We start from the raw sequence: 24,205 nt of genomic DNA, 5'->3' as shown, positions 1-24,205 counted from the left end.
CCGGTTTTGCGGCCCCGCGCCCCATGATCTAAAGACCGGGGTATTGCATGCCGCCGGGCCCACCATCGCCCGGCCTCATCCTTGACGCGCGTTTCTCCGGGAGGGCCATCATGGCCGAAGAGTTCCACCGCATCCGCCGCCTGCCCCCCTATGTCTTCGCCGAGGTGAACTCGGCCAAGGCCAAGGCACGGGCGAATGCCGAGGACATCGTGGATCTCGGCATGGGCAACCCGGACAGCCCGACGCCGCCGCATATCGTCGCCAAGATGATCGAGGCGGTGCAGGACCCGCGCACCCATCGCTATTCCATGTCGAAGGGCATCCCGGGCCTGCGCCGCGCGCTGGCCGGCTACTACGCCAACCGCTTCGGCGTGAAGCTGGACCCCGAGACCGAGGTGGTGGCCACGCTGGGTTCGAAGGAGGGCCTGGCCAACCTGGCGCAGGCCATCTCGAGCCCGGGCGATACCATCCTGGTGCCGAACCCGTCCTACCCGATCCATCAGTTCGGCTTCATCATCGCCGGCGCCTCGGCGCGCTTCATTCCCTACACGCCGGATGACGCGATGCTGGAGGCGATCGTCCGCGCGGTGAAGCACTCCGTGCCCAAGCCCACCGCGCTGATCGTGAATTTTCCTTCGAATCCGACGGCGCTGCTCGCCTCGCGGGAATTCTACAAGGATCTCGTCAAGATCGCGCGGCAGCATGAGCTCTTCATCCTGAGTGACCTCGCCTACGCCGAGCTCTATTTCAACCCGGCCAATCCGCCGCCCTCCGTGCTGGAGATCCCGGGCGCGATGGACTGCACCGTCGAGTTCACCAGCCTGTCCAAGACCTACAACATGCCGGGCTGGCGGATGGGCTTCGCGGCCGGCAATCCGCGCCTCATCGGCGCGCTGGCGCGGGTGAAGTCCTATCTCGACTACGGCGCCTTCACGCCGATCCAGGTGGCGGCCGCGGCCGCGCTGAACGGACCGCAGGATTGCGTGGCCGAGATGCGCGAGCTCTATCGTGACCGTCGCGACGTGCTGGTGAAGGGTCTGCAGCAGGCCGGCTGGGACGTGCCGCCGCCCGAGGGCTCCATGTTCCTCTGGGCGCCCATCCCCGAGAAGTTCCGCCATCTCGGCTCCGTCGGCTTCTCCAAGCTGCTGCTGGAGAAGGCGAAGGTCGCCGTCGCCCCCGGCATCGGCTTCGGCGAGCATGGCGACGGCCATGTGCGCATCGCCCTCGTCGAGAACAACCACCGCATCCGCCAGGCGCTGCGCGGCATCCGCAGCTTCCTGCAAGGCGACAACGCCGCCCCCGTTGAGGAAATCCACTCCGCATGAGCAAGCCTTTGAAACTTGGTGTGGCCGGCCTGGGAACCGTTGGTGCCGGCGTGGTGAACCTGCTGCGGCAGAATGCCGAGGTGATCGCGGCGCGCGCGGGGCGGCCCATCGAGGTGGTGGCGGTCTCGGCGCGGGACCGCACGCGGGATCGCGGTCTGGATGTGAGCGGCCTCACCTGGCATGAGGATGCGGTGGCACTCGCCGCCGACCCCGATGTCGAGGTGGTGGTCGAGCTGATCGGCGGCTCGGAAGGGCCGGCGCGGAAGCTCGTGGAAGCGGCGCTGGCCGCCGGCAAGCCGGTGGTCACCGCGAACAAGGCACTGCTGGCGACGCATGGCGCGGCCCTCGCGCAGCTCTCCGAGGCGAAGGCCACGCCGCTCGCCTATGAGGCGGCGGTGGCCGGCGGCATCCCGGCCATCAAGGCGCTGCGCGAGGGCCTGGCGGGCAACCGCATCAGCCGCGTCGCCGGCATCCTGAACGGCACCTGCAACTACATCCTGACCGAGATGCGCGTGAAGGGCCTGCCCTTCGATGTGGTGCTGAAGACCGCGCAGGAGCTGGGCTATGCCGAGGCCGATCCGGCCTTCGACATTGACGGCGTGGATGCGGCGCACAAGCTGGCGATCCTCGCGGCACTCGCCTTCGGCCATCAGGTGGACCTCAAGGCGCTGCATATCGAGGGCATCCGCAACGTCTCGGCACTCGACATCGCGCTGGCCGGTGAACTCGGCTATCGCATCAAGCTGCTGGGCATCGCCTCCTGTGATGAGGCCGGTGTCACCGCGCGCGTGCATCCCTGCATGGTGCCGGAAGCCAGCCCCATCGCCAGCGTGGATGGCGTGTTCAACGCGGTGCTGGCCGAGGGCGACGCCGTGGGCCGCGTGGTGCTGCAAGGCCGTGGCGCGGGTGCGGGCCCAACGGCCAGCGCCGTGGTGGCGGACCTGATCGACATCGCGCGCGGCCGCACCGCGCCGGTCTGGGGCGCGGCCTCGGCCACGCTCGCCACCGCACCCGGCCTGCCGATGGAGCGGCATCGCGGCGCCTATTACCTGCGCCTGATGGTGTTGGATCAGCCCGGCGTCATCGCCGATGTGACCGGCGCGCTACGGGATGCGAAGATCAGCCTGGAATCCATGCTCCAGCGCGGCCGCGCGCCGGGCGAGGCGGTGCCCGTCGTGCTCGTCACCCACGAATGCGAGGAGGCGCAGATGCAGTCGGCCCTCGCCCGCATCGCATCCCTGCCGAGCGTGGTGGAGCCGCCCGCCGTGATCCGCATCGAGGAGCTGTAGCCGATGATCCGCCGCCTTCTTCTCGTCGCCGCGCTGATGGCGCCGCTGCCTGCCATGGCGCAATCCGAGACGCGGCTGCGCCTCTCGGAATCCGGCAGCGCCACGGTGCAGCCCGATGAGGTGGCGGCGTCGCTGCGCATCGAGGCGCGGGCAGGAACGGCGGCGGCGGCGCAGGAGGAGGTGAACCGCCGGATGGCGGCAGCGCTGGCCACCGCGCGCGGCACGGAGGGCCTGCGCGTCACCACCGGCCATTACAGCGCGCGGGCGGATCGCGAGAAGCAGGAATTCCTGGCCCAGCAATCGCTGAACCTGCGCGGGGGCGAGGCGGTGATCGGCCTTGTCGGTCGGCTCCAGGCCGATGGCCTGCTGCTCGACCATGTGCAATGGCAGTTGAGCGAAGCCGCCCAGCGCCAGGGCCGCGACGAGGCCACCCGCGCCGCCATCCGTGCGGTGCAGGAACGCGGGGCCGCCATCGCGCGCGACCTCGGCCTGCGGGTCGCGGCGCTGCGCGACCTTTATGTGGAAGCCTCGCCCGAGGCGCGGCCCATGATGGCCGCGCGCGCCATGACGGCCGCGGCGCCCACGCCGCCCAGCGTGACGGCGGAGGAGATCACCGTCATCGCCCGCGTCACCGCTGATCTTCTTCTGCGTCGCTAAAGGAAAGAGTCCATGTCCGAGACCAAGACCGTCGCCGATCGCAACCTTGCTCTGGAGCTGGTCCGCGTGACCGAGGCGGCGGCGCTGGCCGCCAGCCTCTGGGTCGGCAAGGGCGACAAGAACGCCGCCGATGGCGCCGCCGTGGAAGCCATGCGCCGCGCCTTCGACAGCGTGGCCATTGATGGCACCGTCGTCATCGGCGAGGGCGAGATGGATGAGGCGCCTATGCTCTTCATCGGCGAGAAGGTGGGCCTCTACGCCAAGACCGGCGGCGGCGTGATGGCCGACATCGCGGTGGACCCGCTGGAGGGCACGACGCTGACCGCCAAGGGCGGGCCGAATGCCATGGCGGTGGTGGCGCTCGCCAATCGCGGCGGCTTCCTGCACGCGCCCGACGTCTACATGGACAAGATCGCGATCGGCCCGGGCTATCCCGAAGGCATCGTGGACCTGGACCGCACGCCGGGCGAGAACCTGGAGGCGCTGGCCAAGGCCAAGGGCGTGCCGGTGGGTGAACTCACCGTCTGCACGCTGGATCGGGACCGCCACAAGGACATCATCAAGGCCTGCCGCGCCGCCGGCGCGCGCCTCATGCTGATCCCCGATGGCGATGTGTTTGGCGTCGTCGCCTGCGCGCAGCCGGAGACGGGCGTGGACATGTATCTGGGCTGGGGCGGCGCGCCGGAGGGCGTGCTGGCGGCGGCGGCGCTGCGCTGCATCGGTGGCCAGATGCAGGGCCGGCTGATCTTCGAGGATGAGGGCCAGGTGGTCCGCGCCCGCGAGATGGGCATCGAGGACCCGCACCGGAAATACTCCATGACGGAGATGGCGTCCGGCGAGGTGATGTTCGCGGCGACGGGTGTAACCAGCGGCCCCATGCTGCGCGGCGTCCGCCTCTATCCGGGCGGCGCCGTCACGCACTCCATCGTGATGCGCAGCAAGTCCGGTACCGTCCGTTATGTGGAAGGCCGCCACAACTTCAAGCTGAAGCCCATCTGATGCAGACGGCGCTCGGCGTCGAGCGCAGCCTCACCGGGCGCCGCTGGGTCTGGCGGCACAGCGAACCACGGCTGGCGGCGGCGCTTTCGCAGCAACTGGGCCTGCCCGAGATCACCGCAAGGCTGCTCGCCGCGCGCGGACTGGATGCGGATTCCGCCGGGATCTTTCTGGCCCCCACGCTGCGCGCTTTGCTGCCCGACCCCTCCGTGCTGCTGGAGATGGACCAGGCCGCGCGCCGCCTGGCGGAGGCCGTGCAGCGCGGCGAGACCGTCGCCGTCTTCGCCGATTACGACGTGGACGGCGCCTGCTCGGGCGCCATCATGACGCATGCGCTGCGGCAACTGGGCTGTACCGTCATCCCCTATGTGCCGGACCGCCTGGCCGAGGGCTATGGCCCGAACGGCCCGGCCATTGCGGGGCTGGTGGCGAAGGGGGCGACCCTCATCATCTGCGTGGATTGCGGCATCGCGGCGCATGAGGCGCTGGCGGGTGCGGGTGCTGAGATCGTCGTGCTCGACCACCACAAGGCCGAGGGCCCGCCGCCGCGCGTGGTGGCGGCGGTGAACCCGAACCGGCTGGACTGCCCCTCGGGTCTGCGCCAGCTCTGCGCGGCGGGTGTCGCCTTCCTCGCCGCCGTCGCCATGCAGCGCGAATTGCGGCGGCGCGGCTTCTTCGCCAGCCGCCCCGAGCCCGACCTGCGCGAGCTGCTCGACATGGTGGCGCTGGCCACGGTCTGCGACGTGGTGCCGCTGCTCGGCGTGAACCGCGCCTTCGTGCAGCATGGCTTGCGCATCCTGGCGAAGCGCGAGCGCGCGGGCCTTGCGGCCCTCATGGAACTGAACGCGGTGCGCGAGGCGCCCAGCGCCCATACGCTGGGCTTCGTGCTGGGTCCGCGCATCAATGCGGGCGGGCGGATTTCCGCCCCCGATCTCGGCCTGCGCCTGCTGCTGGAGAGCGACCCGATCGAGGCGCGTGGCATGGCCGAGCGCCTCGATGCCGTGAACCGCAAGCGGCAGGAGGTTGAGGCCGGCGTGCTGCACGCTGCCATGCTCCAGGCCGAGGCGCAGCAGGAGCGGGGCCATGCCGTGCTGCTGCTGCAGGATGAGGGCTGGCATCCGGGCGTCGTCGGCATCGTCGCCGGCCGCGTGCGCGAGCGCTTCAACCGCCCGGCCTGCGTGGCGGGCGTCGAGGCGGGGAAGGCCAAGGGTTCGGGCCGCTCCGTCCCCGGGCTGGACCTGGGCGCCGCCATCATCGCGGCCCGGCAATCGGGCATGCTGATCGCGGGGGGCGGGCACGCCATGGCGGCGGGCTTCACCTGCGAGGCCGGGCGCCTGCCCGAGTTGCACGCCCATCTGGATGAGCGCCTGGCCGCCGCGCGCGACCTGCCGGGGGCCGCCGAGCAGGTGCTGGAGGGCGCGCTCACCGTGCGGGGCGCGACGGCGGAACTGGCCGAGAGCATCGGCCGCCTCGCGCCCTTCGGCGCCGGCAATGACGAGCCCGCCTTCGGCATCGCCCGCGCCCGCGTGGTGAAGGCCGGCCGCGTGGGGAAGGAGGGTGCCACCATCCGCGCCTTCCTGGAGGGCGAGGATGGCGGGCGGCTCAAGGCCATCTGCTTCCGCGCGAAGGAAGGCCCGCTGGCCGAGGCGCTGCTGGCGCAAGGTGGCGCGCCGCTGATGCTGGCGGGCCACCTCCGCGCCGAGACCTGGAACGACCAGACCAGCGCCGGCTTCTTCGTGACGGATGCGGCGCGGCTCTGAGCGCGGCGCTCAGAAGGTGATGCCCCGCGCCGCCAGCGCCTTCAGGAAGTTGGGCTCCGGATTGGGCAGGGGCGGCAGGTCCCAGCTGCCGGTGCCGATCGGCCGGATCTCGCGGTCCACCGGCACTTCGACGAGGTAGGGGACGTTGGCCTTCACCGCCATGGCGATCGCGTCCTCCAACTCGCCCGCGTGTGTGACGCGGTGCGAGGCGACGCCCATGCTCTTCGCCATCATCGCGAAATCGGGGCTGTAGCTCTCGCCCGTGCGCTGGATCTCGAAGGCGGTGGCGAGTTCCCGCCCGCCGAACATGCCGTGCTGGATGTCGCGGATCGAGCAGAAGCCCGAATTGTTCCACACCACCCAGACGACGGGGATGCCGTATTCCACGGCCGTCGCCAGCGCATGCGGCGTCATCAGGAAGGAGCCATCGCCCACCACCGCGACGCAGGGGCGGTCCGGGGCGGCGAGCTTGGCGCCGAGGATGCCGGATGTCGCAAAGCCCATCGCCGCGAAGCCCCAGCTGTGGATCAGGTGGCGCGGGCGCAGCGTGTCCATCAGCTGGATGATCCAGTTGTGGTGCACGCCGACATCGGAGGCCACCACCGCATCCTCCGGCACGGCGCGGGAGAGCGCGGCCATCAGGCGCTCCGGCCGCAGCGGCATCTGGTCGGAGAGGGCGAGGCCCGACTGGTATTCGCGCCAGACCTCGCGCCCGCGCGCGAGCCGGTCGAACCAGGCGCCGCCTTCGCGGGCGCTGCCCATTCGGGCTTCCGCCATCTGCAGCAGGAGTTCCAGGCTCGCCTTGGCATCGCCCAGGATGCCGTATTCCGTCGGATAGTTGCGGCCGATCTCGGTGGGGTCGATGTCGATCTGGATGAGCTTGGACGGCGGGATGCTGAGCGTGTAGCCATCGAGCCAGGCACTCGTCGCGCGGTCATCGAAGGAGAACCCGATGGCGAGGATCACATCGGCGTTGCGCGTCGCGTCATTGGCCGCATAGGCGCCGTTGCGGCCGATCGCGCCGAAGGCCAGGCGATGCCGGTCGGGGATGGCGCCCTTGCCATTGGGGCTGGTGACGACGGGAATGCCCGTGCGCTCGGCGAAGGCCAGCAGCGCGTCGCAGGCCTTGCCCAGGATCACGCCCTGGCCCGCGATGATGACGGGCTGCGTGGCCTTGAGCAGCAGGTCGAGCGCGGCGGAGAGCGCCTTGGGGTTGCCCGGCGCGCCGTTGATCACCGCCTTCACGGTGGAGGAGGGGACGACCGAGGCCTCCTCGACGAAGACGTTCAGCGGCACGTCCAGGTTGACCGGGCCGGGGCGGCCGGCGGTCAGCTGGTCCCAGGCCTGGGTGACGGCGAGCTGCACCATGTCGGCCCGCATGGGCTGGTAGCTGCGCTTGACGTAGGGGCGGATGACGCTCGGGAAATCGCCCTGGAAATGTCGGCCCGTCTCCTGGAAGGGGCCCCGGTTGAACTGGCCGGTCGGCACATTGCCGGTGATGGCGAGGAAGGCGCTGCTGTCCATCATGGCCGCCGCCAGCGCCACCACCAGATTGGCCGAGCCCGGCCCGCAGGAGGTGAAGGTGGCCACCGGCTCGCCCTTCACCTTGTAATAGGCATCGGCCATGTGGCCGGCCGTCTGCTCGTGATGGGTGGAGATGGTCTTGATGCGGTTCTGCGCCTTGAAGGCCGCATCCATGAAACCCGTGATGCCATGGCCGCAGAGGCCGAACAGGTAGGGCACGCCCTGCTTCGTCAGGTGGTCCACGATGATGTCGGCGCCGTTCATCAGTGTGGCGCGGCTGTGGCTGTCCATGATGTTCTCTCCCGGAAGTGTCGTTGTCGTTGAAATCAGGCGGCGGCCGCCGAGGGGCTGCCCAGCATGCGCGAGACCTGCAGGGCGGCGGCCTTCACGCGCGGCAGCAGGGCCGCGCGCCGCGCCTCATCCATGCGGCTGGCGGGGGCCGAGATGCCCAGGGCCGCGCTGGGCCGGCCGCTCTGGTCCGTGATGGGGGCGGCCAGGCAGCGCAGCCCGGGCTCGATCTCCTCCGCATCGGGCGCCCAGCCCTGCTGGCGGATCTGATGCAGCGCCTCGCGCAGCGCCTCGGCCGTCGTGATGGTGGCCGGCGTGAAGGCGGGCAGGCCGTGGCGGGCGATGATGGCCTCCACCTCGGCATCCGGCAGATAGGCCATGAGGAGCTTGCCCAGCGCGCTGGCATGGGCCGGGCTGCGCTTGCCGACGCGCGAATGCATCCGCACCGCATGCGTGCCTTCCACCACCTGCACGGTGACGACCTCTCCCTCATGGAGGATGCCGACATGCACGGTCTCGCCCGTCTCCTCGGCCAGCGCCTGGATGGGCGGCAGGGATTGCCAGCGCAGCTGCTCCTGCCGGACGGCGGCATTGCCCAGCGCGTGAAGCGCGAGGCCCGGCACGTGGCGCCCGTTGCCGTCCTTCGCCAGGAAGCCCGCGGCTTCCAGCGTGTGCAGCACGCGGAACAGCGTCGCCTTGTTCTGGCCAAGCTCGGCGGCGAGTTCGGCGAGGCTCCATGAGGGGCGGCGCGAGAAGCAGCCGATCACCTCCAGCCCCCGATGGAGGGAGGCGAGGTGATAGGGGTCCTTCGCGCTGGGGGCCATGGTCGTCTTTCGGTCTGCGGAACGCGGTGCGGTGACGATACGCTTGACCGCGCCAGACGAAAAGGGTTTCGATATGCGAAACAGGTGGACGGCGGCCGCGCCACCCCCCAGACTGTCTCAAACGTCCAGGAACGCCGGGCCAAAGACGCCCGCGCATAGGGAGAAAGACCGGATGAAGACGCGCATCCTCGCCGCCGCGGCGGCGCTTTGGCTGGGCCTGGCACCCCAGGCGAAGGCCCAGGAATTCCCCGCCCGCCAGATCAACATGATCGTCGTTTTCGCGCCCGGCGGCGCCACCGACGTGCTGGCGCGCATCGTGGCGCAGAGCATGTCCCGCACGCTCGGCCAGTCGGTCGTGGTCGAGAATGTGACCGGCGCGGGTGGCACCATCGGCGGCACGCGCGGCGCCAATGCGGCGCCCGACGGCTATACGCTGACGGTCGGCAGCCTTGGCAGCCATTCGGCCTCGGCCTCCATCTACCGCAACCCGGGCTATGACCCGCGCGAGCTGCAGCCCATCGGCCTGATCGCCGGCACGCCCATGTTCTTCGTGGTGCGCAACGGCCTGCCCGCGCGCACCATGCAGGAATTCCTGGCCCTGGCGCGGGAGAATCCGGGCCGCGTCTCCAACGCGAATGCCGGCATCGGCAGCACCAACCACCTGGGCTGCGCGCTCTTCTCCCACGTCACGGGCGTGCGGATGAACGAGGTGCCCTATCGCGGCGAGGGGCCGGCGCTGAATGATGTGGTGGCGCAGCAGGTCGACAGCGCCTGCCTGCTGGCGCCCGCCGCCGTGCCGCAGATCGCCTCTGGCACCATGCGCGGCCTCGCCGTCGCCGCCACCGCGCGCAACCCCAATGCGCCGAACGTGCCCTCGGCCACCGAGGCGGGCGTGCCGGAATATGTCTTCCAGGGGTGGAACGCGATCTTCGCGCCGCGCGGCACGCCGGCGCCCGTCGTCGCCCGCCTGAATCAGGCGCTGCGCACCGCGCTGGAGGACCCCGCCATCATCCGCCGAATCGAGGAGCTGGGCTCCATCCCCGCGCGGCCCGACCAGCGCAGCCCCGAGGCGCTGCAGGCGCTCGTTCGCAGCGAGGTGGACCGCTGGGCGACGGTGATCCGCGCCGCCGGCATCCAGCCGCAATAGGGCGGCGGATTTCGCGTGCGGGCGGCTCACGCCGCCTGCTAGCCTCCCGCAAAAACACAGGGAGGAACACATGATCCAGCGCCGCGGCCTCATCGCTGCCAGCACGCTTCTGGCCACCCCGGCCCTGGGCCAGGGGGTCGGGCAAGCCGCCTGGCCCAACCGCCCGGTGCGCGTCATCGTCGCCTTCCCGCCCGGCGGTTCGCTCGATGTGATGACGCGCCTCGCCTGCGAGGTGATGACGCAGCGCCTGGGCCAGAGCTTCGTGGTGGAGACCCGCAGCGGCGCCTCCGGCAATATCGGCACCGAGGCGCTGGCCCGCGCCACGCCCGATGGCTACACCATCGGCACGGTCAGCATGCACAACATCGTGATCAACCCCATGCTGTTCACGCGGCTGCCTTTCGATCCGGCCAAGGATTTCCAGTGGATCAGCGCCATGTGGGACCTGCCGAACGTGGCGGTGGTCCCGGCGCAGCACGTGCCCGCGCGCACGCTGGCCGAGTTCCTCGCCTGGGCGCGGGAGCGGCCGGGCGGCGTGAGCTACGGCTCCTCCGGTGTGGGCACCACCATCCATCTCTCGGGCGCCTATCTGCTGAACCGTGGCGGAATCCAGGGCACGCATGTCTCCTTCCGCGGGGCGGCGCAGACCATCCCAGCCATGCTCTCGGGCGACATCCAGGTGGCGGTGGACAACCTCGCCAGCTATACGCCCGTCATCGCGGAGGGCCGCATCCGCGCGCTCGCCGTGACGATGCCCGAACGCTGGCCGACGCTGCCCGATGTGGTGACGATGGCCGAAGCCGGCCTCGACAATTTCAATGTGAGCCCCTGGCACCTTTGGGCCGCGCCCGCCGGCACGCCGCGCGCGGTGGTGGACCGGCTGAGCCGCGAGATCCGCACGGCCTTCGCCGACCCCGCGCTGCAACAGCGGGCGATTGCCATCGGCACGCGGCTGACCGGCTCCACGCCCGAACAGGTGGCCGAGCGCCTCCAGCGCGAGACGCCGCGCTGGGCGGAGATGGTGCGGATCTCGGGCGCTACGCCGGAGTAGTCAGGTAGGCGAGCCGTGCCTGCTCGATCTCGGCGAGCTTCGCGTGGAAGGCGCTCCAGTCGTCGCGCTCGGCGATGGGTTCCCACAGCGCCTCCACCTGCTGGATCAGCAGCGTGGCCGGACCTTCGCCCGCGAAATAGGGGTGGTCCGGACCGGCCCGCTCGTAGCTGGCCAGCGCGGCCCGCACCGGGCCCCAGGCGGCGTGCGGATAGTCGCGCACGCGCCCGCCGCGCCAGTCGAAGAAGGCCTGCTCGAAGGGCGCCTCGCTCTCCAGCAGGGCGGTGAAGAACAGGCCGGAGAGGGTCGCGTCCCGCTCCGCCTCCACCGGTTTCAGCCCGAGCCGCCAGAGCACGCAGCGCGCGAACTCCTTCTGCACCAGGGCGCCGAAGCCATGCAGCGATTCCTCGAGCCGCGCCTTGAGGTCCGTCTCGCCCGCCAGCGGTAGCAGGCAGCCGCCGAGGCGCGCGAGATTCCACAGCAGCGTCTCGGGCTGCCGGCCGAAAGCGTAGAGGCCGCCATAGTCGAAATAGGCGGCCGTGAATTTCGGGTCGTATGTCGGCAGGAAGCGCCAGGGGCCGTAGTCGAAGCTCTCGCCCGTGATGTTGATGTTGTCCGTGTTCAGCACGCCATGCACGAAGCCGGCCGCCATCCATTGCGCGCCCATGCGCGCCACGCGGCGGCAGACCTCGGCGAAGAAGCGCGCCGCGCGCTCGGGCGTCTCGCGCGCCTCGGCCTCGGGCAGGTAGTGCCGCACGGCGTGGTCCAGCAGCGCGCGGATCGAGGCCTCGTCGCCCAGATAGGCGAAGCGCTGGAAGGTGCCGATGCGGATATGCGAATGGCTGAGCCGCACCAGCACCGAGGCCCGTGTGGGCGAAGGCTCGTCATGGCGCTGCAAGGCCTCGCCCGTCTCGATCAGCGAGAAGCTCTTCGACGTGTTGACGCCCAGCGCCTCCAGCAGCGAGGTCGCCAGCACCTCGCGCACGCCGCCCTTGAGCGTGAGGCGGCCATCGGCGGTGCGCGACCAGGGCGTCTGCCCGCTGCCCTTGGTGCCGAAATCGAGCAGCCGTCCGTCCTCGAGATCATGCATCTGGGCGAAGAGGAAGCCGCGCCCATCGCCGAGATCGGGGTTGTAGTGGCGGAACTGGTGGCCGTGATAGCGCAGCGCCAGCGGCTGTTCGAAGCTGCCGGGCAGGGGCTCGAAGCGGCCGAAATGCGCGATCCATTCGGCATCCGTCAGGCCATCGAGGCCGAGCCGCGCCGCCTGGCGCTGGTCCCGGTGGCGAATGATGTGCTGGGGGAAGCGCGCGGGCTCCACCACATCGAAGAATTCGGCGCCCAGCGCGGCATGGGTTCGTGCGGGGTGGAAGGCGGGGCTGACTGGCATGGGGCCTGTTATCGCAGAAGCGGGTATGGGGGTAAGCTCCTCGCAACATCGGAGGTTCCCATGGCGCTGCAACATGTCATCGGTCTGGATCACGTCGTCGTCTCGGTGCGCGATCTCGACACCGCCGCCGCCGCCTGGCGCGCGCTCGGCTTCACCGTCTCGCCGCGCGGCACGCACAGCCCGCATATGGGCTCGGCCAACTACACGATCATGTTCGGCGAGGACTACATGGAGCTGCTCGGCGTGCTGACGCCGACCGAGCACAACGCCGCCATGCGCGAATGGCTGGCCGGGCAGGAGGGGGTCGAGCGCGCCGCCTTCACGGCGCTCGATGCGGCGGCGGGTGTCGCCGAATTGCAGGCGATGGGTGTGGCCGCCATCGGCCCCATCGCCTTTGGCCGTCCGGTGGAGCTGCCCGATGGCCGCATCGCCGAGGCGCGATTCAACGTGATGCGCTGGCCCGTCGGCCTGCGCCCCGGCGGCCTGCGCATCTTCGCCTGCCAGCACCTGACGCGCGAGAATGTCTGGGTACCCTCCTTGCAACGGCATGCGAATGCCGCGAGCCGCATCCTCCGCCTGGAGATGCTGACCGCCGACCCGCGCGCGGCCGCCGCCGAGATGGCGAAGCTCATCGGGCAGACGCCCCGGCAGGACGCCGATGGCGGATGGGTTGTGCCGACCGGCGCGGATCGCGCCGACCTCGTCTTCCTCGATCACACCATCCTCGCCGCCCGCCATCCCGGGATCTCGCTGGAGGGTCTGCCGGCGGAGGGGGCCGCGGCGCTCGTGCTGGCGACCTCCGACCTCACGGCCGCCGCCCGGGCTCTGGGCGTGGCCCCGGGCGCCACCGTGGCCGTTCCCGCCGCCCGCGCCACGGGCGTGCTGCTGCGCTTCCTGCCCGCCTGAGCGATTGACGCATGGCGTGCCGCACGCCCATGCTGCGGCGCACCCAAATGAGGATGAAGCGCATGGATTTCTCCCGCCGCGCCGCGATGCTCACCTCGGCGGCCATCGCCGCCAGCGTGAACGCGCCCGAACTCGCCCTCGCGCAGGAAACGCCGCGACGCGGCGGCACGATGACGGTGCATTTCGCCACCGAGCAGCGCATCCTGAACCCGAGCCTCCAGGCCTCCACCGGCGTCTATATCGTTGGCGGCAAGATCCAGGAACCGCTGGTGGATCTCGACGCGCAGGGCCGCCCCGCGCCGTGCCTCGCCACCGCCTGGGAATCCACGCCCGATGGCCGGACCATCACCTTCCGCCTGCGCCAGGGTGTGACCTGGCATGACGGGCGCCCCTTCACCTCGGCGGATGTGCAGTTCACCGCCATGGAGATGTGGAAGAAGATCCTGAACTACGGCACCGCGCTGCAGCTCTTCCTGGAAGCCGTCGAGACGCCGGACGCGCACACCGCCGTGTTCAGGTACGCGCAGCCCATGCCGCTGAACCTGCTGCTGCGCGCCCTGCCGGACCTTGGCTACATCTCGCCGAAGCATATCTACGAGGGCACGGATATCCGGCAGAACCCGGCCAATACCGCGCCCATCGGCACCGGCCCCTTCCGCTTCGTGCAGTATGAGCGCGGGCAGTTCATCATCGCCGAGCGGAACCCGAACTACTGGCGCGAGAACCAGCCCTACCTGGACCGCATCGTCTGGCGCGTGATCACCGATCGTTCGGCGGCGGCGGCGCAGATGGAGGCGGGGCAGATCCTCTACAGCCCCTTCTCCGCGCTGGCCCTGGCGGATCTCGCGCGCCTCGGCCGCGATCCGCGCTTCGAGGTGACGACGCGCGGCAATGAAGGCAATCCGCGCACCAACACGCTGGAGTTCAACTTCCGCAACCCGATCCTGGCCGATATCCGCGTGCGGCGGGCCATCGCGCATGCGATGAACATTCCCTTCTTCATCGAGAATTTTCTCAGCCCGAACTTCGCCAAGCTGGGCACCGGGCCCATCCCGTCCGTCTCCACGGATTTCTACACGCCCGGCATGCCGCAATACGGCTTCGACCGCGCGGCGGCGAACCGCCTGCTGGACGAGGCCGGGCACCGTCGCGGCGCGGGCGGCGTGCGCTTCACGCTGCGGCTCAACCCCGCCCCCTGGGGCGAGGACATCGCGCTCTTCACCACCTTCATCCAGCAGAGCCTGCAGGAAGTCGGCATCCGCGTGGAGGTCGTGCGCCTGGATGCCGCGGGTTTCCTGCGCACCGTCTACAATGACTGGAACTTCGATCTCGCGACCGGCTGGCACCAGTACCGCAATGACCCGGCTGTCTCGACGACCGTGTGGTATCGCTCCGGCTCGCCGCGTGGGGCACCCTGGACCAACCAGTGGGGCGTGACCGACCCTGAGCTGGACGCCATCATCGACAGCGCGGCGACCGAGCTCGACCCCGCCCGCCGCAAGGCGCGCTACGCGGATTTCGTGCGGCGCGCCAACACCGAGCTGATGCTCTGGATGCCGATCGAGCAGCTCTTCATGACCTGCATCAACCGGCGCTGCCGCAACCACTCCAACACGCCGCGCTGGGGTTCCTCCTCCTGGCATGACCTCTGGCTGGCGTCATAGGTCAGGGTGCGGATCTTCTCCCTCGCCGGGCGGCGTCTCGCCGCCTCGATCCCCTCGCTGCTCATCATCCTGGTCGGCGTCTTCCTGCTGCTGCAACTGGCGCCGGGCGATGCGGTGGACGCCCTCATCGCCCAGATGGGCGGCGGGGGCGACGCGGCCGCGATGCGCGCGGAACTCGGCCTCGACCAGTCGGTCGCGGCGCAGCTCGTGCAGTATCTCTGGCGGTTGGTGCGCTTCGACCTCGGCTTCTCCACCATCTACGGCAAGCCGGTCGCGACCGTGATCTTCGAGCGGCTGCCGGCGACGCTGCTGCTGATGACCTCCTCGCTCTCCTTCGCCTTCTTCCTCGGGCTGCTGTTCGGCGTCATCGCCGCGCGGCGGGTGAACCGCTGGCCGGACACCATCATCTCCACCATCGGCCTGCTCTTCTACGCGACACCCTCCTTCTGGTTCGGGCTGATGGCGATCGTGCTCTTCGCGGTCCACCTGCAATGGCTGCCGGCCGGTGGCTATGAGAGCGTGGGCGAGGGGCTGACGGGCCTGGCGCGCGCGCTCGACATCGCCCGCCACTTCGTGCTGCCGACGCTGACCTTGGGCCTCATCTTCCTCGCCATCTACCTGCGGATCATGCGCGCCTCGATGCTGGAGGTCCTGACGCTGGATTTCGTCCGCACCGCCCGCGCCAAGGGGCTGGACGAGACGCGCGTCGTGGTGCGCCACGTGCTGCGCAATGCCATGCTGCCCATGGTGACGCTGATCGGGCTGCAGGCCGGCACCATGCTGGGCGGCTCGGTCGTGGTGGAGAGCGTGTTCTCGCTGCCCGGCCTGGGGCGGCTCGCCTATGAGGCGGTGGTGCAGCGCGACCTCAACACGCTGCTGGGCATCGTCTTCATCTCGGCGCTCCTGGTGATCTTCGTGAATTTCCTGGTGGACCTGGTCTATGCGCGGCTCGATCCGCGGATCGCCGGGCGATGAGGCGTTTCCTCGCCAATTACCTCCGCAGCCCGCCGGCCGTGATCGGCCTCGCCCTGCTGCTGGTCATCATCTTCATGGCGGTCAGCGCCGACTGGTTCTTCCCCAATGACCCATTGTCGCTCGCCGGCCGCCCGCTGCAATGGCCCGGCCAGAATCCGCGCTTCTGGTTCGGCACCGACAATTCGGGCCGCGACATCGCAGCGCAGATCTTCCATGGCGCGCGCATCTCGCTGCTGATCGGCCTCGTCGCCACCTCCATCGCGGTGACCATCGGCATCGTGATCGGCGCCATCGCCGGCTATTACGGCGGCTGGGTGGATGACGTGCTGATGCGCGTGACGGAAGCCTTCCAGACCCTGCCGAACTTCCTGCTCCTGCTGCTCTTCGTCTCGATCTTCGGCTCGGACCTCACCACGGTGGTCATCGCCGTCGGCGCCGTCTCCTGGCCGGCGCCGGCGCGGCTCACGCGCGCCGAATTCCTCTCGCTGCGCTCGCGCGAATTCGTCGAGGCCTGCCACACGCTCGGCATGCGGGACCGGCAGATCATCTTCCGCGAGATTCTGCCCAACGCCCTGCCGCCGGTCATCGTCTATGCCAGCGTGGTGATGGCCGTCGCCATCCTGCTCGAGGCGGCCCTCGCCTTCCTGCGCCTCTCGGACCCGAATGTCGCCTCCTGGGGCAACCTCATCGGCCTCGGGCGCGATGTGCTGCGGGTGCAGTGGTATGTCTCGGCCATTCCGGGTGTGGCGATCCTCATCACCGTGCTCGCCGTCTCGCTGGTCGGGCAGGGGCTGAATGACGCGCTGAACCCGCGCCTCAAGGGCCGCGGAGGCCCGACATGAGCGCGGTCCTCTCGCTTCAGGGCCTCACCGTGGCACTGCCCCGGGGTGCCGACCGGCCGCATGCGCTGCGTGACGTGAACCTGGAACTCCATGCGGGCGAGATCCTCTGCGTCGTGGGCGAGTCCGGCTCGGGCAAGTCCATGACGGCGGGGGCGATCATGCGCCTGCTGCCCCCGGGTGTCGCCATCGAGGCGGGCCGCATCCTCTTCGACGGGCGGGACCTCGCCAGCGCGGATGAGGCCGGGATGCGCGCCATCCGCGGTGCGGGCATCGCCATGGTGTTCCAGGAGCCGATGACGGCGCTGAACCCGCTGCGCCCCATCGGCGACCAGATCGGCGAGATGTTCCGCATCCACACGAAGCTCGCCAGGGATGAGATCGAGGCGAAGGTGCTGGAACTCCTGGAGGAGGTCCGCATCCCCGACCCGCGCCAGGCCTTCCGCGCCTATCCGCATGAGCTCTCGGGCGGGCAGCGCCAGCGCGCGATGATCGCGATGGCCTTGGCGCTGAAGCCCCGGGTCCTGATCTGCGATGAGCCGACCACGGCGCTGGACGTGACCACCCAGGCGCAGATCCTCTCGCTGATCCGCGATCTGCAGCAGCGCCTGGGCACCGCCGTCCTTTTCATCACGCATGATTTCGGCGTGGTGGCCGAGATCGCCGACCGCGTGGCCGTCATGCAGCACGGGCTGGTCGTCGAGCAGGGCGCGGCGCGAGACGTGCTGGAGCGGCCGCAACACGACTACACCCGCGCGCTCATCGCCGCCGTTCCGCCGCTCACGGCGCCGCCCCCGCGCCCGATCGCCGAGGAGGCGATCCTCCGGATCGAGCATGTGAGCAAGACCTATCGCAGCGGCGGCTTCCTCGGCCGCCGGCGGCGCGTGACGCGCGCGGTGCGCGATGTGTCGCTGACGCTGCCCAAGGGCGGCACGCTCGGCATTGTGGGGGAGAGCGGCTCGGGCAAGTCCACGCTGGCGCGCTGCATCATGCGGCTGGTGAAGCCCGAGGCCGGCGCCATCCGCCTCGGCGCCACCGATTTCGCCACGCTGAGCAAGGCGCAGCTGCGGGCCAGCGCCAAGCGCATGCAGATGGTCTTCCAGGACCCCTACGGCTCGCTCAATCCGCGCCGCCGAGCGGGCGAGTTGGTGGCGCAGGGCCCGATCATCCATGGCATGCCGCGCGAACAGGCCATGGCCCGCGCGCGGGAACTCTTCGCGCTGGTCGGCCTCGACCCGGCCGCCGTCGAACGCTACCCGCATGAATTCTCCGGCGGGCAGCGCCAGCGCATCGGCATCGCGCGCGCGCTGGCGCTCGAACCCGAGGTGCTGGTGGCGGATGAGCCGGTCTCGGCGCTCGATGTCTCGGTGCAGGCGCAGGTGCTGCGGCTCCTGGCGGAACTGCGCCAGCGCCTCGGCCTCTCCATCATCCTCATCACGCATGACCTGCGGGTCGCGATGCAGGTCTGTGACCTGGTCGCCGTGATGAAGGATGGCGAGGTGGTGGAACACGGCCCGGTGGCGCGCGTATTCGCCGCCCCCGAACACCCCTATACTCAGGCCCTCCTCGCTTCCGTGCCGGGACGGGGGTTCGCGACCAGTTGAGGACGCCGGACATGCTGCGTTTCATCCTGCCGGCCCTGCTGCTGGCCATGCCGGCGCTCGCGCAGATCACCGCGCTCCCGCCCGAGACCCAGGCCGCGATCCGCGCCATCGGCCCGACCATGGGCGCGGAAGCCGTCACGCGCACCGCGGAGGCCCTGGCCGCGCTGCAACCGCCGCCCGCCGTGGAACCGCTGCGCGACCAGCGCTACGGCCCCGATCCGCGCCACCGGCTGGATGTGTTCTCACCCGGCGCGGGGTCGCGCCCCGTGCTCGTCTTCGTGCATGGCGGCGGCTTTGTCGGCGGCGACAAGACGCGGCCGGGCGCCTTCTACTACGACAATATCGGCCAATGGGCGGCGCGCTCCGGCCTGGTCGGCGTGAACATCACCTATCGCCTCGCGCCGCAGCACACATACCCGGCCGTGGTGGAGGACATCGCGGCCGCGCTCGCCTGGGTGCGGGCGAACATCGCAGCACTTGGCGGCGATCCGGCGCGGATCGTGCTGATGGGGCAATCGGCGGGAGCGGCGCATGTGGGCGACTACCTGGCCGCGCATGCCGCTTCGCCGGGTGTGGCTTCCGCCGTGCTGGTCTCGGGCGTGCATGATGTGGCGTCCTACCCGGCCTCGCCCACCACCGGCGCCTATTACGGCAATGACCCGATCAAGCTGGCGCAGCGTTCGGCCATTCCGGGGCTGACGCGCCTCACCATCCCGCTGTTCCTCGCCTCCGCCGATCTTGAGCCGCGCGCCTTCCAGGAGCAGGTGGCGCGGCTGAACGCGGCACTCTGCCTCGCCGGGCGCTGCCCGCCCTATCTGCACATGGCCGGGCACAACCATTTCTCGACCGTCTTCGCCATCGGCACGGCGGATCAGGAGCTGACCATCCCCATCCTCGCCCTGGCCAACCGATGATGGCGCCCTTCGCCGTCATCGGCGCCGGCCCGGCCGGGCTGATGGCGGCGGAGAGCCTGGCCGCGGCCGGCCAGGAGGTGGTGGTCTTCGACCAGATGGCGGCGCCCGCGCGGAAATTCCTGCTGGCCGGCCGCGGCGGGCTGAACCTGACGCATTCCGAGCCGCTTGAGGTCTTCCTCACCCGCTACGGCAGTGCCGCCGAGCGATTGCGCCCGGCCATCGAGGCCTTCCCGCCCTCGGCGCTGATCGCCTGGGCCGAGGGGCTGGGGCAGGCATGCTTCACCGGCAGCTCGGGCCGCGTCTTTCCCCGCGCCATGAAGGCCTCGCCCCTGCTGCGCGCGTGGCTGGCGCGGCTGGAGGGGCAGGGGGTCACGCTCCGCCGCCGCCATCGCTGGCTCGGCTGGGACGAGGCCGGCGCGCTGCGTTTCGAGACGCCGGAAGGCGAGGTCGGCTTCGCGCCGCGCGCCACCATCCTGGCGCTCGGCGGCGCGTCCTGGCCGCGCCTCGGTTCGGATGGCGCCTGGGCGTCGCTGCTGCCGGGTGTGACACCCTTCCGCCCCGCCAATATGGGCTTCCGCGTGGCCTGGAGCGCGCATCTCAGCGTGCGGTTCGCGGGCCAGCCGTTGAAGCGCGTTGCGCTGCGCTTCGGCGGCGAGACGAAGCGCGGCGAGGCGATGATCACGCGGGAGGGCATCGAGGGCGGGCTGCTCTACGCCTTCAGCGCCGCGCTGCGCGAGGCCATCGCGCGGGACGGCTTCGCGGACATCGTGCTGGATCTGCGGCCTGACCTGCCGCGCATCACGCTCCCTGGCGGTTCGCAATCGCTCGCCAACCAGCTTCGCAAGCAGGCGGGCCTCTCGCCCGTGGCGGTGGCGCTGGTGCAGGAGGTGCTGCGGGCCGGCACCACGCGGCCGGTGGCGGAGCTGGTGAAGGCGTTGCCGCTGCGCCTGACCGGCACGCAGGGGCTGGAGCGCGCCATCTCCTCCGCCGGTGGCCTGCCCTTCGATCCGGGCCTCGCCGTCCCCGGCCACCCGCGCGTCTTCGCCTGCGGCGAGATGCTGGACTGGGAGGCGCCGACCGGCGGCTACCTGCTGCAGGCTTGCTTCAGCACGGGCGTGGCGGCGGCGCGAGCCGCGCTCAACTCCTCACGCAATTCGTGATGTTGACCGTCATCCGCGCTGCGCGCAATTCGTGATGTCCACCGTCAGCCGCGTATTGGCCAGCGAGCCCTGGGGCGCCTCGCCGCCGCCCATAATATTGTAGGCCGAGTAGGGCATCATGGACGCGCGGAACTCGGGATTCACCTTGGTGCCCTGAGGGCCGGTGATCACCGTATGGGCGGAGATCCAAACGAACCTCTCGCCGGCGTTGTACATTTGGACTCTGAGGGGATTGTTGGTCCCGACCCAGACTATTGCGCCTGTCACCTGGATGTTGCAGCCGTTCATCGTGGCGCCGTTCACCACCAGATCCGAGCCGGTCCAGACATGCCCCGTCTCGGCGGCGGCGGGCAGGGCGGCCATCAGAAGCGGGGCAGCGAGGAGGAGATTGCGCATCGGCATGGCTTTCCGGGCAGGGTTTCGACGGAAAAAACATGCCTGATGCGATGAATGAACGCGATCCTGTTTACCCGATGATGCGGATCGCTTCCCTCTATCGCCCCCCTTCCATCCCTCTGGCCTACCGTTGCGCCGGCTGGAAATCCCGCTCCAGCTTCTGGCTGTATTTCGACATGGCGAAGCACAGCACGAAATAGACGCCGGCGGCGAAGACATAGGCCTCGGTCGGGAAGCCCAGCCAGTTCGGATCGCCCAGCGCCGAGCGCAGGGTGGTAAAGAAGTCGAAGACGCCGATCACGATCACCAGCGTCGTGTCCTTGAACAGGCCGATGAAGGTGTTCACCTGCGAGGGGATGGTGATGGAAAGCGCCTGCGGCAGGATCACCAGCCGCATCTTCTGCCAGTAGCTGAGGCCCACCGCATCGGCGGCCTCATACTGCCCGCGCGGCATGGCCTGCAGCCCGCCCCGCACCACCTCGGCCATATAGGCCGCGGTGAAGATCGTGTAGGCGACCAGCACGCGCGCGAGACGATCGAGCGTGACGCCCTCGGGCAGGAAGAGCGGCAGCATGATCGCCGCCATGAAGAGCAGGCTGATCAGCGGCACGCCGCGCACGCATTCGATGACGGCCGTCGAGAACCAGCGGACCAGGGTCAGGTTGGAGCGCCGGCCGAGCGCGAGCAGGATCGCCAGCGGATAGCCCAGCGCGAGACCATAGACCGCGATGATGCCGGTGATGGTGATGCCCCCCCAGAGGCGTGTGGCCACCGGCGTCAGGCCAAAATAGCCGCCGCCCATCAGCACCAGCATGGTGGGGGCCGCCACCACCCAGGCCACCAGGAGCCACTTGTTCCAGAAGGCGCGGAAGGTGGAGGAGATGACCAGCGTGACGAGGATGATGAGCATCAGCCCCGGCCGCCAGCGCTCCTCATAGGGGTAGAGGCCGAAGACGCTGAACCAGAATTTCTCGCGGATGAAGGCCCAGCAGGCGCCGCCGTTTTCGCGGCAGGTGGCGGCCGTGCCGTTCCAGGTCGCGTTCAGCACCGCCCAGGAGAAGAGCGGCGGGACGAGCCAGACGAGCAGCGCGATGCAGGCCGCGCTGATCGCGATGTTGACGGGGCCGTTGAAGCAGGCGCGAGCGAAGGCGGCGCTGCGCTCGGTGAAGGAAGGAAGAGCGGGGGCGGCCATCTCAGCGCTCCTTCAGCGCGACTGCGCGGTTGTACATGTTCATCAGCAGCGAGGTGACGAGGCTGATGGCGAGGTAGATCGCCATGAAGAGGCTGATCACCTCGACCGCCTGGCCGGTCTGGTTGATCGAGGTGTTCGCCACCGAGACGAGGTCCGGATAGCCGATGACGACGGCCAGCGAGGAGTTCTTCGTCAGGTTCAGGAATTGCGAGGTCATCGGCGGGATGATGACGCGCAGCGCCTGCGGCAGGATGACGAGGCGCATGATGCGGCCCGGGGCGAGGCCCAGCGCCCGCGCCGCCTCCCACTGCCCCTTGTGCACCGACTGGATGCCCGAGCGCACGATCTCGGCGATGAAGGCCGAGGTGTAGATGACGAGGCCGATCAGCAGCGCGAAGAATTCGGGGCTGAGGGCCAGGCCGCCCTCGAAGTTGAAGCCGGTGAGTTCCGGCCACTGCACGGTGGGCGCGCCGAAGACGAGGCCCGCCAGCACCGGCAGGCCGATCACCAGCGCGAAGCCGGGGATGAGGGTGGATTTGCGCTCGCCCGTCTCGATCTGCCGCGCGCGCTCGCGCCGTGCGAGCCCGTACCAGAGAATGGCGGCGGTCAGCAGCGCCAGCAGGCAGGAATAGAGCGCGGGCTCGGCCAGCAGCGCCGGCATCTTCACGCCGCGCTGCGAGAGGAAGAAGCCGGGCAGCGGGTTCAGCGCCTGCCGCACCGAGGGCAGCTGCAGGATGATGGAGTGCCAGAAGACGAGCTGCAGGACGAGCGGCGTGTTGCGGATGATCTCGATATAGCCGCCGGTCAGGCTGCGCAGCAGCGGATTGGCGGAAAGCCGTGCGAGGCCCAGCAGCACACCGAGCACGGTGGCCAGCACGATGCCGACGATGGCGACGCGCAGCGTGTTGAGGAAGCCCTGCGTCAGCGCGCGGGCATAGGTGTCGGACGGCGTGTAGTTGAGCAGGCCCTCGCCGATGGGGAAGCCCGCGGAGCGGTTGAGGAAGCCATAGCCGAACTGCAGGCCGCGCGCGGCCATGTTCGTCAGCATGTTGTTGTAGACGGACCAGCCGATGAAGATCACGGCGGCGGCGAGCCCGGCCTGCCAGAGAAGGCCGCGCATCGTGGTGCCGGCGGGCAGCGGGATCAGCGGCTTTGCCGCCGGCATGATCGGGGAGGTGGTGCTCATGCGGCGCCCTTTTCACTCAACCGGAAAACAGAAAATCGGGCCGGGGATGTCTCCCCGGCCCGGCTCGGCCGTTCAGCGGGCCGGGGGCGCGTAGAGCAGGCCGCCCTGCGTCCAGATGTTGTTCTGGCCGCGCTCGAGGCCGAGCGGCGTCTGCGGGCCCAGGTGGCGCAGGTAGATCTCGCCGTAATTGCCGAACTGGCGGATGATCTGGCGGGCATAATCGGCGCGGGCCGCGCTGATGCTCTCGCCCATGTTGCCCTCGACGCCGAGGAAGCGGCGGACCAGCGGGTTGGTGCTGCTGCCCGCGATCTGCTCGACATTGGCCTGGTTGATGCCGAGCTCCTCGGCCTCGATCAGCGCGAACACGGTCCAGGCGACGATGTTCGTCAGCTCCTCGTCACCCTGGCGGATCACGGGGCCGAGCGGCTCCTTGCTGATGCGCTCGGGCAGGATCACGTGATCCGCCGGGCGGGTCAGCAGCGTGCGCTGGGCGGCGAGCGCGGCGAAGTCGTTCGTGAACACGTCGCAGCGACCGCTGTCATAGGCGCGGCGCAGCTCGTCCAGGTCGGAGATGACGACGGGCGTGAAGCGCAGATTGTGCTGGCGGAAGAAGTCATTGAGGTTCAGTTCGGTCGTCGTGCCGGGCTGCACGCAGACGGTGGCGCCATTCAGCTGGCGGGCCGAGTTCACGTTCAGGCGGCGGGGCACCATCACGGACTGGCCGTCATAGAAGACGATCGCCGGGAAGTTGAAGCGGTTCACGTTGGAATCGCGCGTCAGCGTCCAGGTCGAGTTGTTGGAGAGGATGTCCACCTCGCCCGAGGCCAGCGCCGGGAAGCGGCTCTGCGAGGTGACGGGGACGAATTCCACGCGGTTCGCGTCGTTGAAGATCGTGATCGCGACGGCGCGGCAGATCTCGACATTGAAGCCCTGCCAGCGGCCCTGGCTGTCGGGCACGCCGAAGCCGGGGTTGGACGGGCCCTGGACGCCGCAGCGCAGGGTGCCGCGGCTGCGGATCTGGTCGAGGTCACGGCCGGCCAGCGCTTCCACCGGCCCAAAGACCAGGAAAGCCGCCGCGGCAGCGGCAAAGGCGGTCAACTTCATCGGAAAATCCCTTTTCGTTG

At 69.9% G+C, this 24,205-nt stretch carries 21 protein-coding genes; 14 read left to right on the top strand and 7 right to left on the bottom strand.

Annotation, left to right across the window (positions count from 1 at the left end):
* Window positions 1-110 precede the first annotated feature (110 nt).
* The 5 genes from ACQ860_RS04435 to recJ are packed head-to-tail and all read left to right on the top strand — an operon-like array spanning window position 111 to window position 6,027.
* Window positions 111-1,325 (top strand): LL-diaminopimelate aminotransferase, encoded by a 1,215-nt coding sequence (locus tag ACQ860_RS04435; protein ID WP_431302200.1) that lies wholly within the window; start codon window positions 111-113, stop codon window positions 1,323-1,325.
* Entirely contained in the window at window positions 1,322-2,614 is a 1,293-nt protein-coding gene (locus ACQ860_RS04430; protein ID WP_431302199.1) for a homoserine dehydrogenase, read from the top strand. Before ACQ860_RS04435 ends, ACQ860_RS04430 begins: the two co-directional genes overlap by 4 nt.
* Window positions 2,615-2,617: 3 nt before the next feature.
* The gene (locus ACQ860_RS04425; RefSeq protein ID WP_431302198.1) at window positions 2,618-3,271 is read left to right on the top strand and encodes an SIMPL domain-containing protein; all 654 of its coding nucleotides are present in this window, start codon (window positions 2,618-2,620) and stop codon (window positions 3,269-3,271) included.
* Between the two features lie 12 nt (window positions 3,272-3,283).
* On the top strand, window positions 3,284-4,270 hold the full coding sequence (glpX, locus tag ACQ860_RS04420) for a class II fructose-bisphosphatase (protein WP_431302197.1): 987 nt from the start codon (window positions 3,284-3,286) through the stop codon (window positions 4,268-4,270).
* Complete coding sequence (gene recJ / locus ACQ860_RS04415) at window positions 4,270-6,027, top strand: single-stranded-DNA-specific exonuclease RecJ (protein WP_431302196.1); 1,758 nt, start codon at window positions 4,270-4,272, stop codon at window positions 6,025-6,027. Before glpX ends, recJ begins: the two co-directional genes overlap by 1 nt.
* Window positions 6,028-6,036: 9 nt before the next feature.
* Here the strand turns inward: recJ and ACQ860_RS04410 are convergent, their stop codons facing one another.
* Window positions 6,037-7,842 (bottom strand): thiamine pyrophosphate-binding protein, encoded by a 1,806-nt coding sequence (locus tag ACQ860_RS04410; RefSeq protein WP_431302195.1) that lies wholly within the window; start codon window positions 7,840-7,842, stop codon window positions 6,037-6,039.
* A 35-nt stretch (window positions 7,843-7,877) separates the two neighbouring features.
* Window positions 7,878-8,663 carry an IclR family transcriptional regulator gene (locus ACQ860_RS04405; protein WP_431302194.1) on the bottom strand — a complete coding sequence of 262 codons (786 nt, stop codon included), beginning with the start codon at window positions 8,661-8,663 and terminating at the stop codon, window positions 7,878-7,880.
* A 172-nt stretch (window positions 8,664-8,835) separates the two neighbouring features.
* Here ACQ860_RS04405 and ACQ860_RS04400 point away from each other — a divergent pair, with 172 nt between their 5' ends.
* Together ACQ860_RS04400 and ACQ860_RS04395 are read left to right on the top strand one after the other, a co-directional pair.
* Window positions 8,836-9,810, top strand: coding sequence for a Bug family tripartite tricarboxylate transporter substrate binding protein (locus ACQ860_RS04400; RefSeq protein ID WP_431302193.1), 975 nt, complete (start codon window positions 8,836-8,838; stop codon window positions 9,808-9,810).
* Between the two features lie 70 nt (window positions 9,811-9,880).
* On the top strand, window positions 9,881-10,861 hold the full coding sequence (locus ACQ860_RS04395) for a Bug family tripartite tricarboxylate transporter substrate binding protein (protein WP_431302192.1): 981 nt from the start codon (window positions 9,881-9,883) through the stop codon (window positions 10,859-10,861).
* Here ACQ860_RS04395 and ACQ860_RS04390 read toward each other — a convergent pair.
* Window positions 10,848-12,245: a protein adenylyltransferase SelO gene (locus ACQ860_RS04390; protein ID WP_431302191.1), complete on the bottom strand. Its 1,398-nt coding sequence runs from the start codon at window positions 12,243-12,245 to the stop codon at window positions 10,848-10,850. The two genes, ACQ860_RS04395 and ACQ860_RS04390, sit on opposite strands and share 14 nt — an antisense overlap.
* A 60-nt stretch (window positions 12,246-12,305) precedes the next feature.
* Between ACQ860_RS04390 and ACQ860_RS04385 the strand changes: the two genes are divergently transcribed.
* From ACQ860_RS04385 to ACQ860_RS04355, 7 genes are all read left to right on the top strand, one after another.
* Window positions 12,306-13,151, top strand: a complete 846-nt coding sequence (locus ACQ860_RS04385) for a VOC family protein (protein WP_431302190.1) — start codon at window positions 12,306-12,308, stop codon at window positions 13,149-13,151.
* A gap of 62 nt (window positions 13,152-13,213) precedes the next feature.
* Window positions 13,214-14,815 (top strand): ABC transporter substrate-binding protein, encoded by a 1,602-nt coding sequence (locus ACQ860_RS04380; protein WP_431302189.1) that lies wholly within the window; start codon window positions 13,214-13,216, stop codon window positions 14,813-14,815.
* A gap of 6 nt (window positions 14,816-14,821) precedes the next feature.
* Window positions 14,822-15,790: an ABC transporter permease gene (locus tag ACQ860_RS04375; RefSeq protein WP_431302188.1), complete on the top strand. Its 969-nt coding sequence runs from the start codon at window positions 14,822-14,824 to the stop codon at window positions 15,788-15,790.
* Entirely contained in the window at window positions 15,787-16,632 is an 846-nt protein-coding gene (locus tag ACQ860_RS04370) for an ABC transporter permease (RefSeq protein ID WP_431302187.1), read from the top strand. The genes ACQ860_RS04375 and ACQ860_RS04370 overlap by 4 nt, the downstream gene beginning before the upstream one ends.
* Window positions 16,629-18,233: an ABC transporter ATP-binding protein gene (locus ACQ860_RS04365; protein WP_431302186.1), complete on the top strand. Its 1,605-nt coding sequence runs from the start codon at window positions 16,629-16,631 to the stop codon at window positions 18,231-18,233. Before ACQ860_RS04370 ends, ACQ860_RS04365 begins: the two co-directional genes overlap by 4 nt.
* Window positions 18,234-18,244: 11 nt before the next feature.
* On the top strand, window positions 18,245-19,147 hold the full coding sequence (locus ACQ860_RS04360; RefSeq protein WP_431302185.1) for an alpha/beta hydrolase: 903 nt from the start codon (window positions 18,245-18,247) through the stop codon (window positions 19,145-19,147).
* The gene (locus tag ACQ860_RS04355; protein ID WP_431302184.1) at window positions 19,144-20,307 is read left to right on the top strand and encodes a TIGR03862 family flavoprotein; all 1,164 of its coding nucleotides are present in this window, start codon (window positions 19,144-19,146) and stop codon (window positions 20,305-20,307) included. Before ACQ860_RS04360 ends, ACQ860_RS04355 begins: the two co-directional genes overlap by 4 nt.
* A 9-nt stretch (window positions 20,308-20,316) precedes the next feature.
* On the opposite strand, the gene ACQ860_RS04350 is transcribed toward ACQ860_RS04355, so the two are convergent.
* The 4 genes from ACQ860_RS04350 to ACQ860_RS04335 form a co-directional block, all read right to left on the bottom strand.
* Window positions 20,317-20,703, bottom strand: a complete 387-nt coding sequence (locus ACQ860_RS04350) for a hypothetical protein (RefSeq protein ID WP_431302183.1) — start codon at window positions 20,701-20,703, stop codon at window positions 20,317-20,319.
* A gap of 124 nt (window positions 20,704-20,827) precedes the next feature.
* Window positions 20,828-21,895, bottom strand: a complete 1,068-nt coding sequence (locus tag ACQ860_RS04345) for an amino acid ABC transporter permease (protein WP_431302182.1) — start codon at window positions 21,893-21,895, stop codon at window positions 20,828-20,830.
* 1 nt (window position 21,896) lies between these two features.
* Window positions 21,897-23,081, bottom strand: a complete 1,185-nt coding sequence (locus ACQ860_RS04340; protein ID WP_431302181.1) for an amino acid ABC transporter permease — start codon at window positions 23,079-23,081, stop codon at window positions 21,897-21,899.
* A 72-nt stretch (window positions 23,082-23,153) separates the two neighbouring features.
* On the bottom strand, window positions 23,154-24,185 hold the full coding sequence (locus ACQ860_RS04335) for an amino acid ABC transporter substrate-binding protein (RefSeq protein WP_431302180.1): 1,032 nt from the start codon (window positions 24,183-24,185) through the stop codon (window positions 23,154-23,156).
* Between the last annotated feature and the right edge of the window lie 20 nt (window positions 24,186-24,205).

The sequence above is a fragment of the Sediminicoccus sp. BL-A-41-H5 genome (assembly GCF_050632405.1).
Taxonomy (GTDB): domain Bacteria; phylum Pseudomonadota; class Alphaproteobacteria; order Acetobacterales; family Acetobacteraceae; genus Roseococcus.
This window is presented reverse-complemented; position numbering and strand designations above follow the sequence as displayed.

Bases quoted from the DNA above. Each gene is read 5' to 3' on its own strand.
- ACQ860_RS04435 (WP_431302200.1), top strand. From the start codon at position 111: ATGGCCGAAGAGTTCCACCGCATCCGCCGCCTGCCCCCCTATGTCTTC.
- ACQ860_RS04395 (WP_431302192.1), top strand. From the start codon at position 9,881: ATGATCCAGCGCCGCGGCCTCATCGCTGCCAGCACGCTTCTGGCCACC.
- ACQ860_RS04380 (WP_431302189.1), top strand. From the start codon at position 13,214: ATGGATTTCTCCCGCCGCGCCGCGATGCTCACCTCGGCGGCCATCGCC.
- ACQ860_RS04400 (WP_431302193.1), top strand. From the start codon at position 8,836: ATGAAGACGCGCATCCTCGCCGCCGCGGCGGCGCTTTGGCTGGGCCTG.
- recJ (WP_431302196.1), top strand. From the start codon at position 4,270: ATGCAGACGGCGCTCGGCGTCGAGCGCAGCCTCACCGGGCGCCGCTGG.
- ACQ860_RS04355 (WP_431302184.1), top strand. From the start codon at position 19,144: ATGATGGCGCCCTTCGCCGTCATCGGCGCCGGCCCGGCCGGGCTGATG.
- ACQ860_RS04410 (WP_431302195.1), bottom strand. From the start codon at position 7,842: ATGGACAGCCACAGCCGCGCCACACTGATGAACGGCGCCGACATCATC.
- ACQ860_RS04360 (WP_431302185.1), top strand. From the start codon at position 18,245: ATGCTGCGTTTCATCCTGCCGGCCCTGCTGCTGGCCATGCCGGCGCTC.
- ACQ860_RS04345 (WP_431302182.1), bottom strand. From the start codon at position 21,895: ATGGCCGCCCCCGCTCTTCCTTCCTTCACCGAGCGCAGCGCCGCCTTC.
- ACQ860_RS04405 (WP_431302194.1), bottom strand. From the start codon at position 8,663: ATGGCCCCCAGCGCGAAGGACCCCTATCACCTCGCCTCCCTCCATCGG.
- ACQ860_RS04350 (WP_431302183.1), bottom strand. From the start codon at position 20,703: ATGCGCAATCTCCTCCTCGCTGCCCCGCTTCTGATGGCCGCCCTGCCC.
- ACQ860_RS04335 (WP_431302180.1), bottom strand. From the start codon at position 24,185: ATGAAGTTGACCGCCTTTGCCGCTGCCGCGGCGGCTTTCCTGGTCTTT.
- ACQ860_RS04365 (WP_431302186.1), top strand. From the start codon at position 16,629: ATGAGCGCGGTCCTCTCGCTTCAGGGCCTCACCGTGGCACTGCCCCGG.
- ACQ860_RS04390 (WP_431302191.1), bottom strand. From the start codon at position 12,245: ATGCCAGTCAGCCCCGCCTTCCACCCCGCACGAACCCATGCCGCGCTG.
- ACQ860_RS04385 (WP_431302190.1), top strand. From the start codon at position 12,306: ATGGCGCTGCAACATGTCATCGGTCTGGATCACGTCGTCGTCTCGGTG.
- ACQ860_RS04340 (WP_431302181.1), bottom strand. From the start codon at position 23,081: ATGAGCACCACCTCCCCGATCATGCCGGCGGCAAAGCCGCTGATCCCG.
- ACQ860_RS04430 (WP_431302199.1), top strand. From the start codon at position 1,322: ATGAGCAAGCCTTTGAAACTTGGTGTGGCCGGCCTGGGAACCGTTGGT.
- ACQ860_RS04425 (WP_431302198.1), top strand. From the start codon at position 2,618: ATGATCCGCCGCCTTCTTCTCGTCGCCGCGCTGATGGCGCCGCTGCCT.
- glpX (WP_431302197.1), top strand. From the start codon at position 3,284: ATGTCCGAGACCAAGACCGTCGCCGATCGCAACCTTGCTCTGGAGCTG.
- ACQ860_RS04370 (WP_431302187.1), top strand. From the start codon at position 15,787: ATGAGGCGTTTCCTCGCCAATTACCTCCGCAGCCCGCCGGCCGTGATC.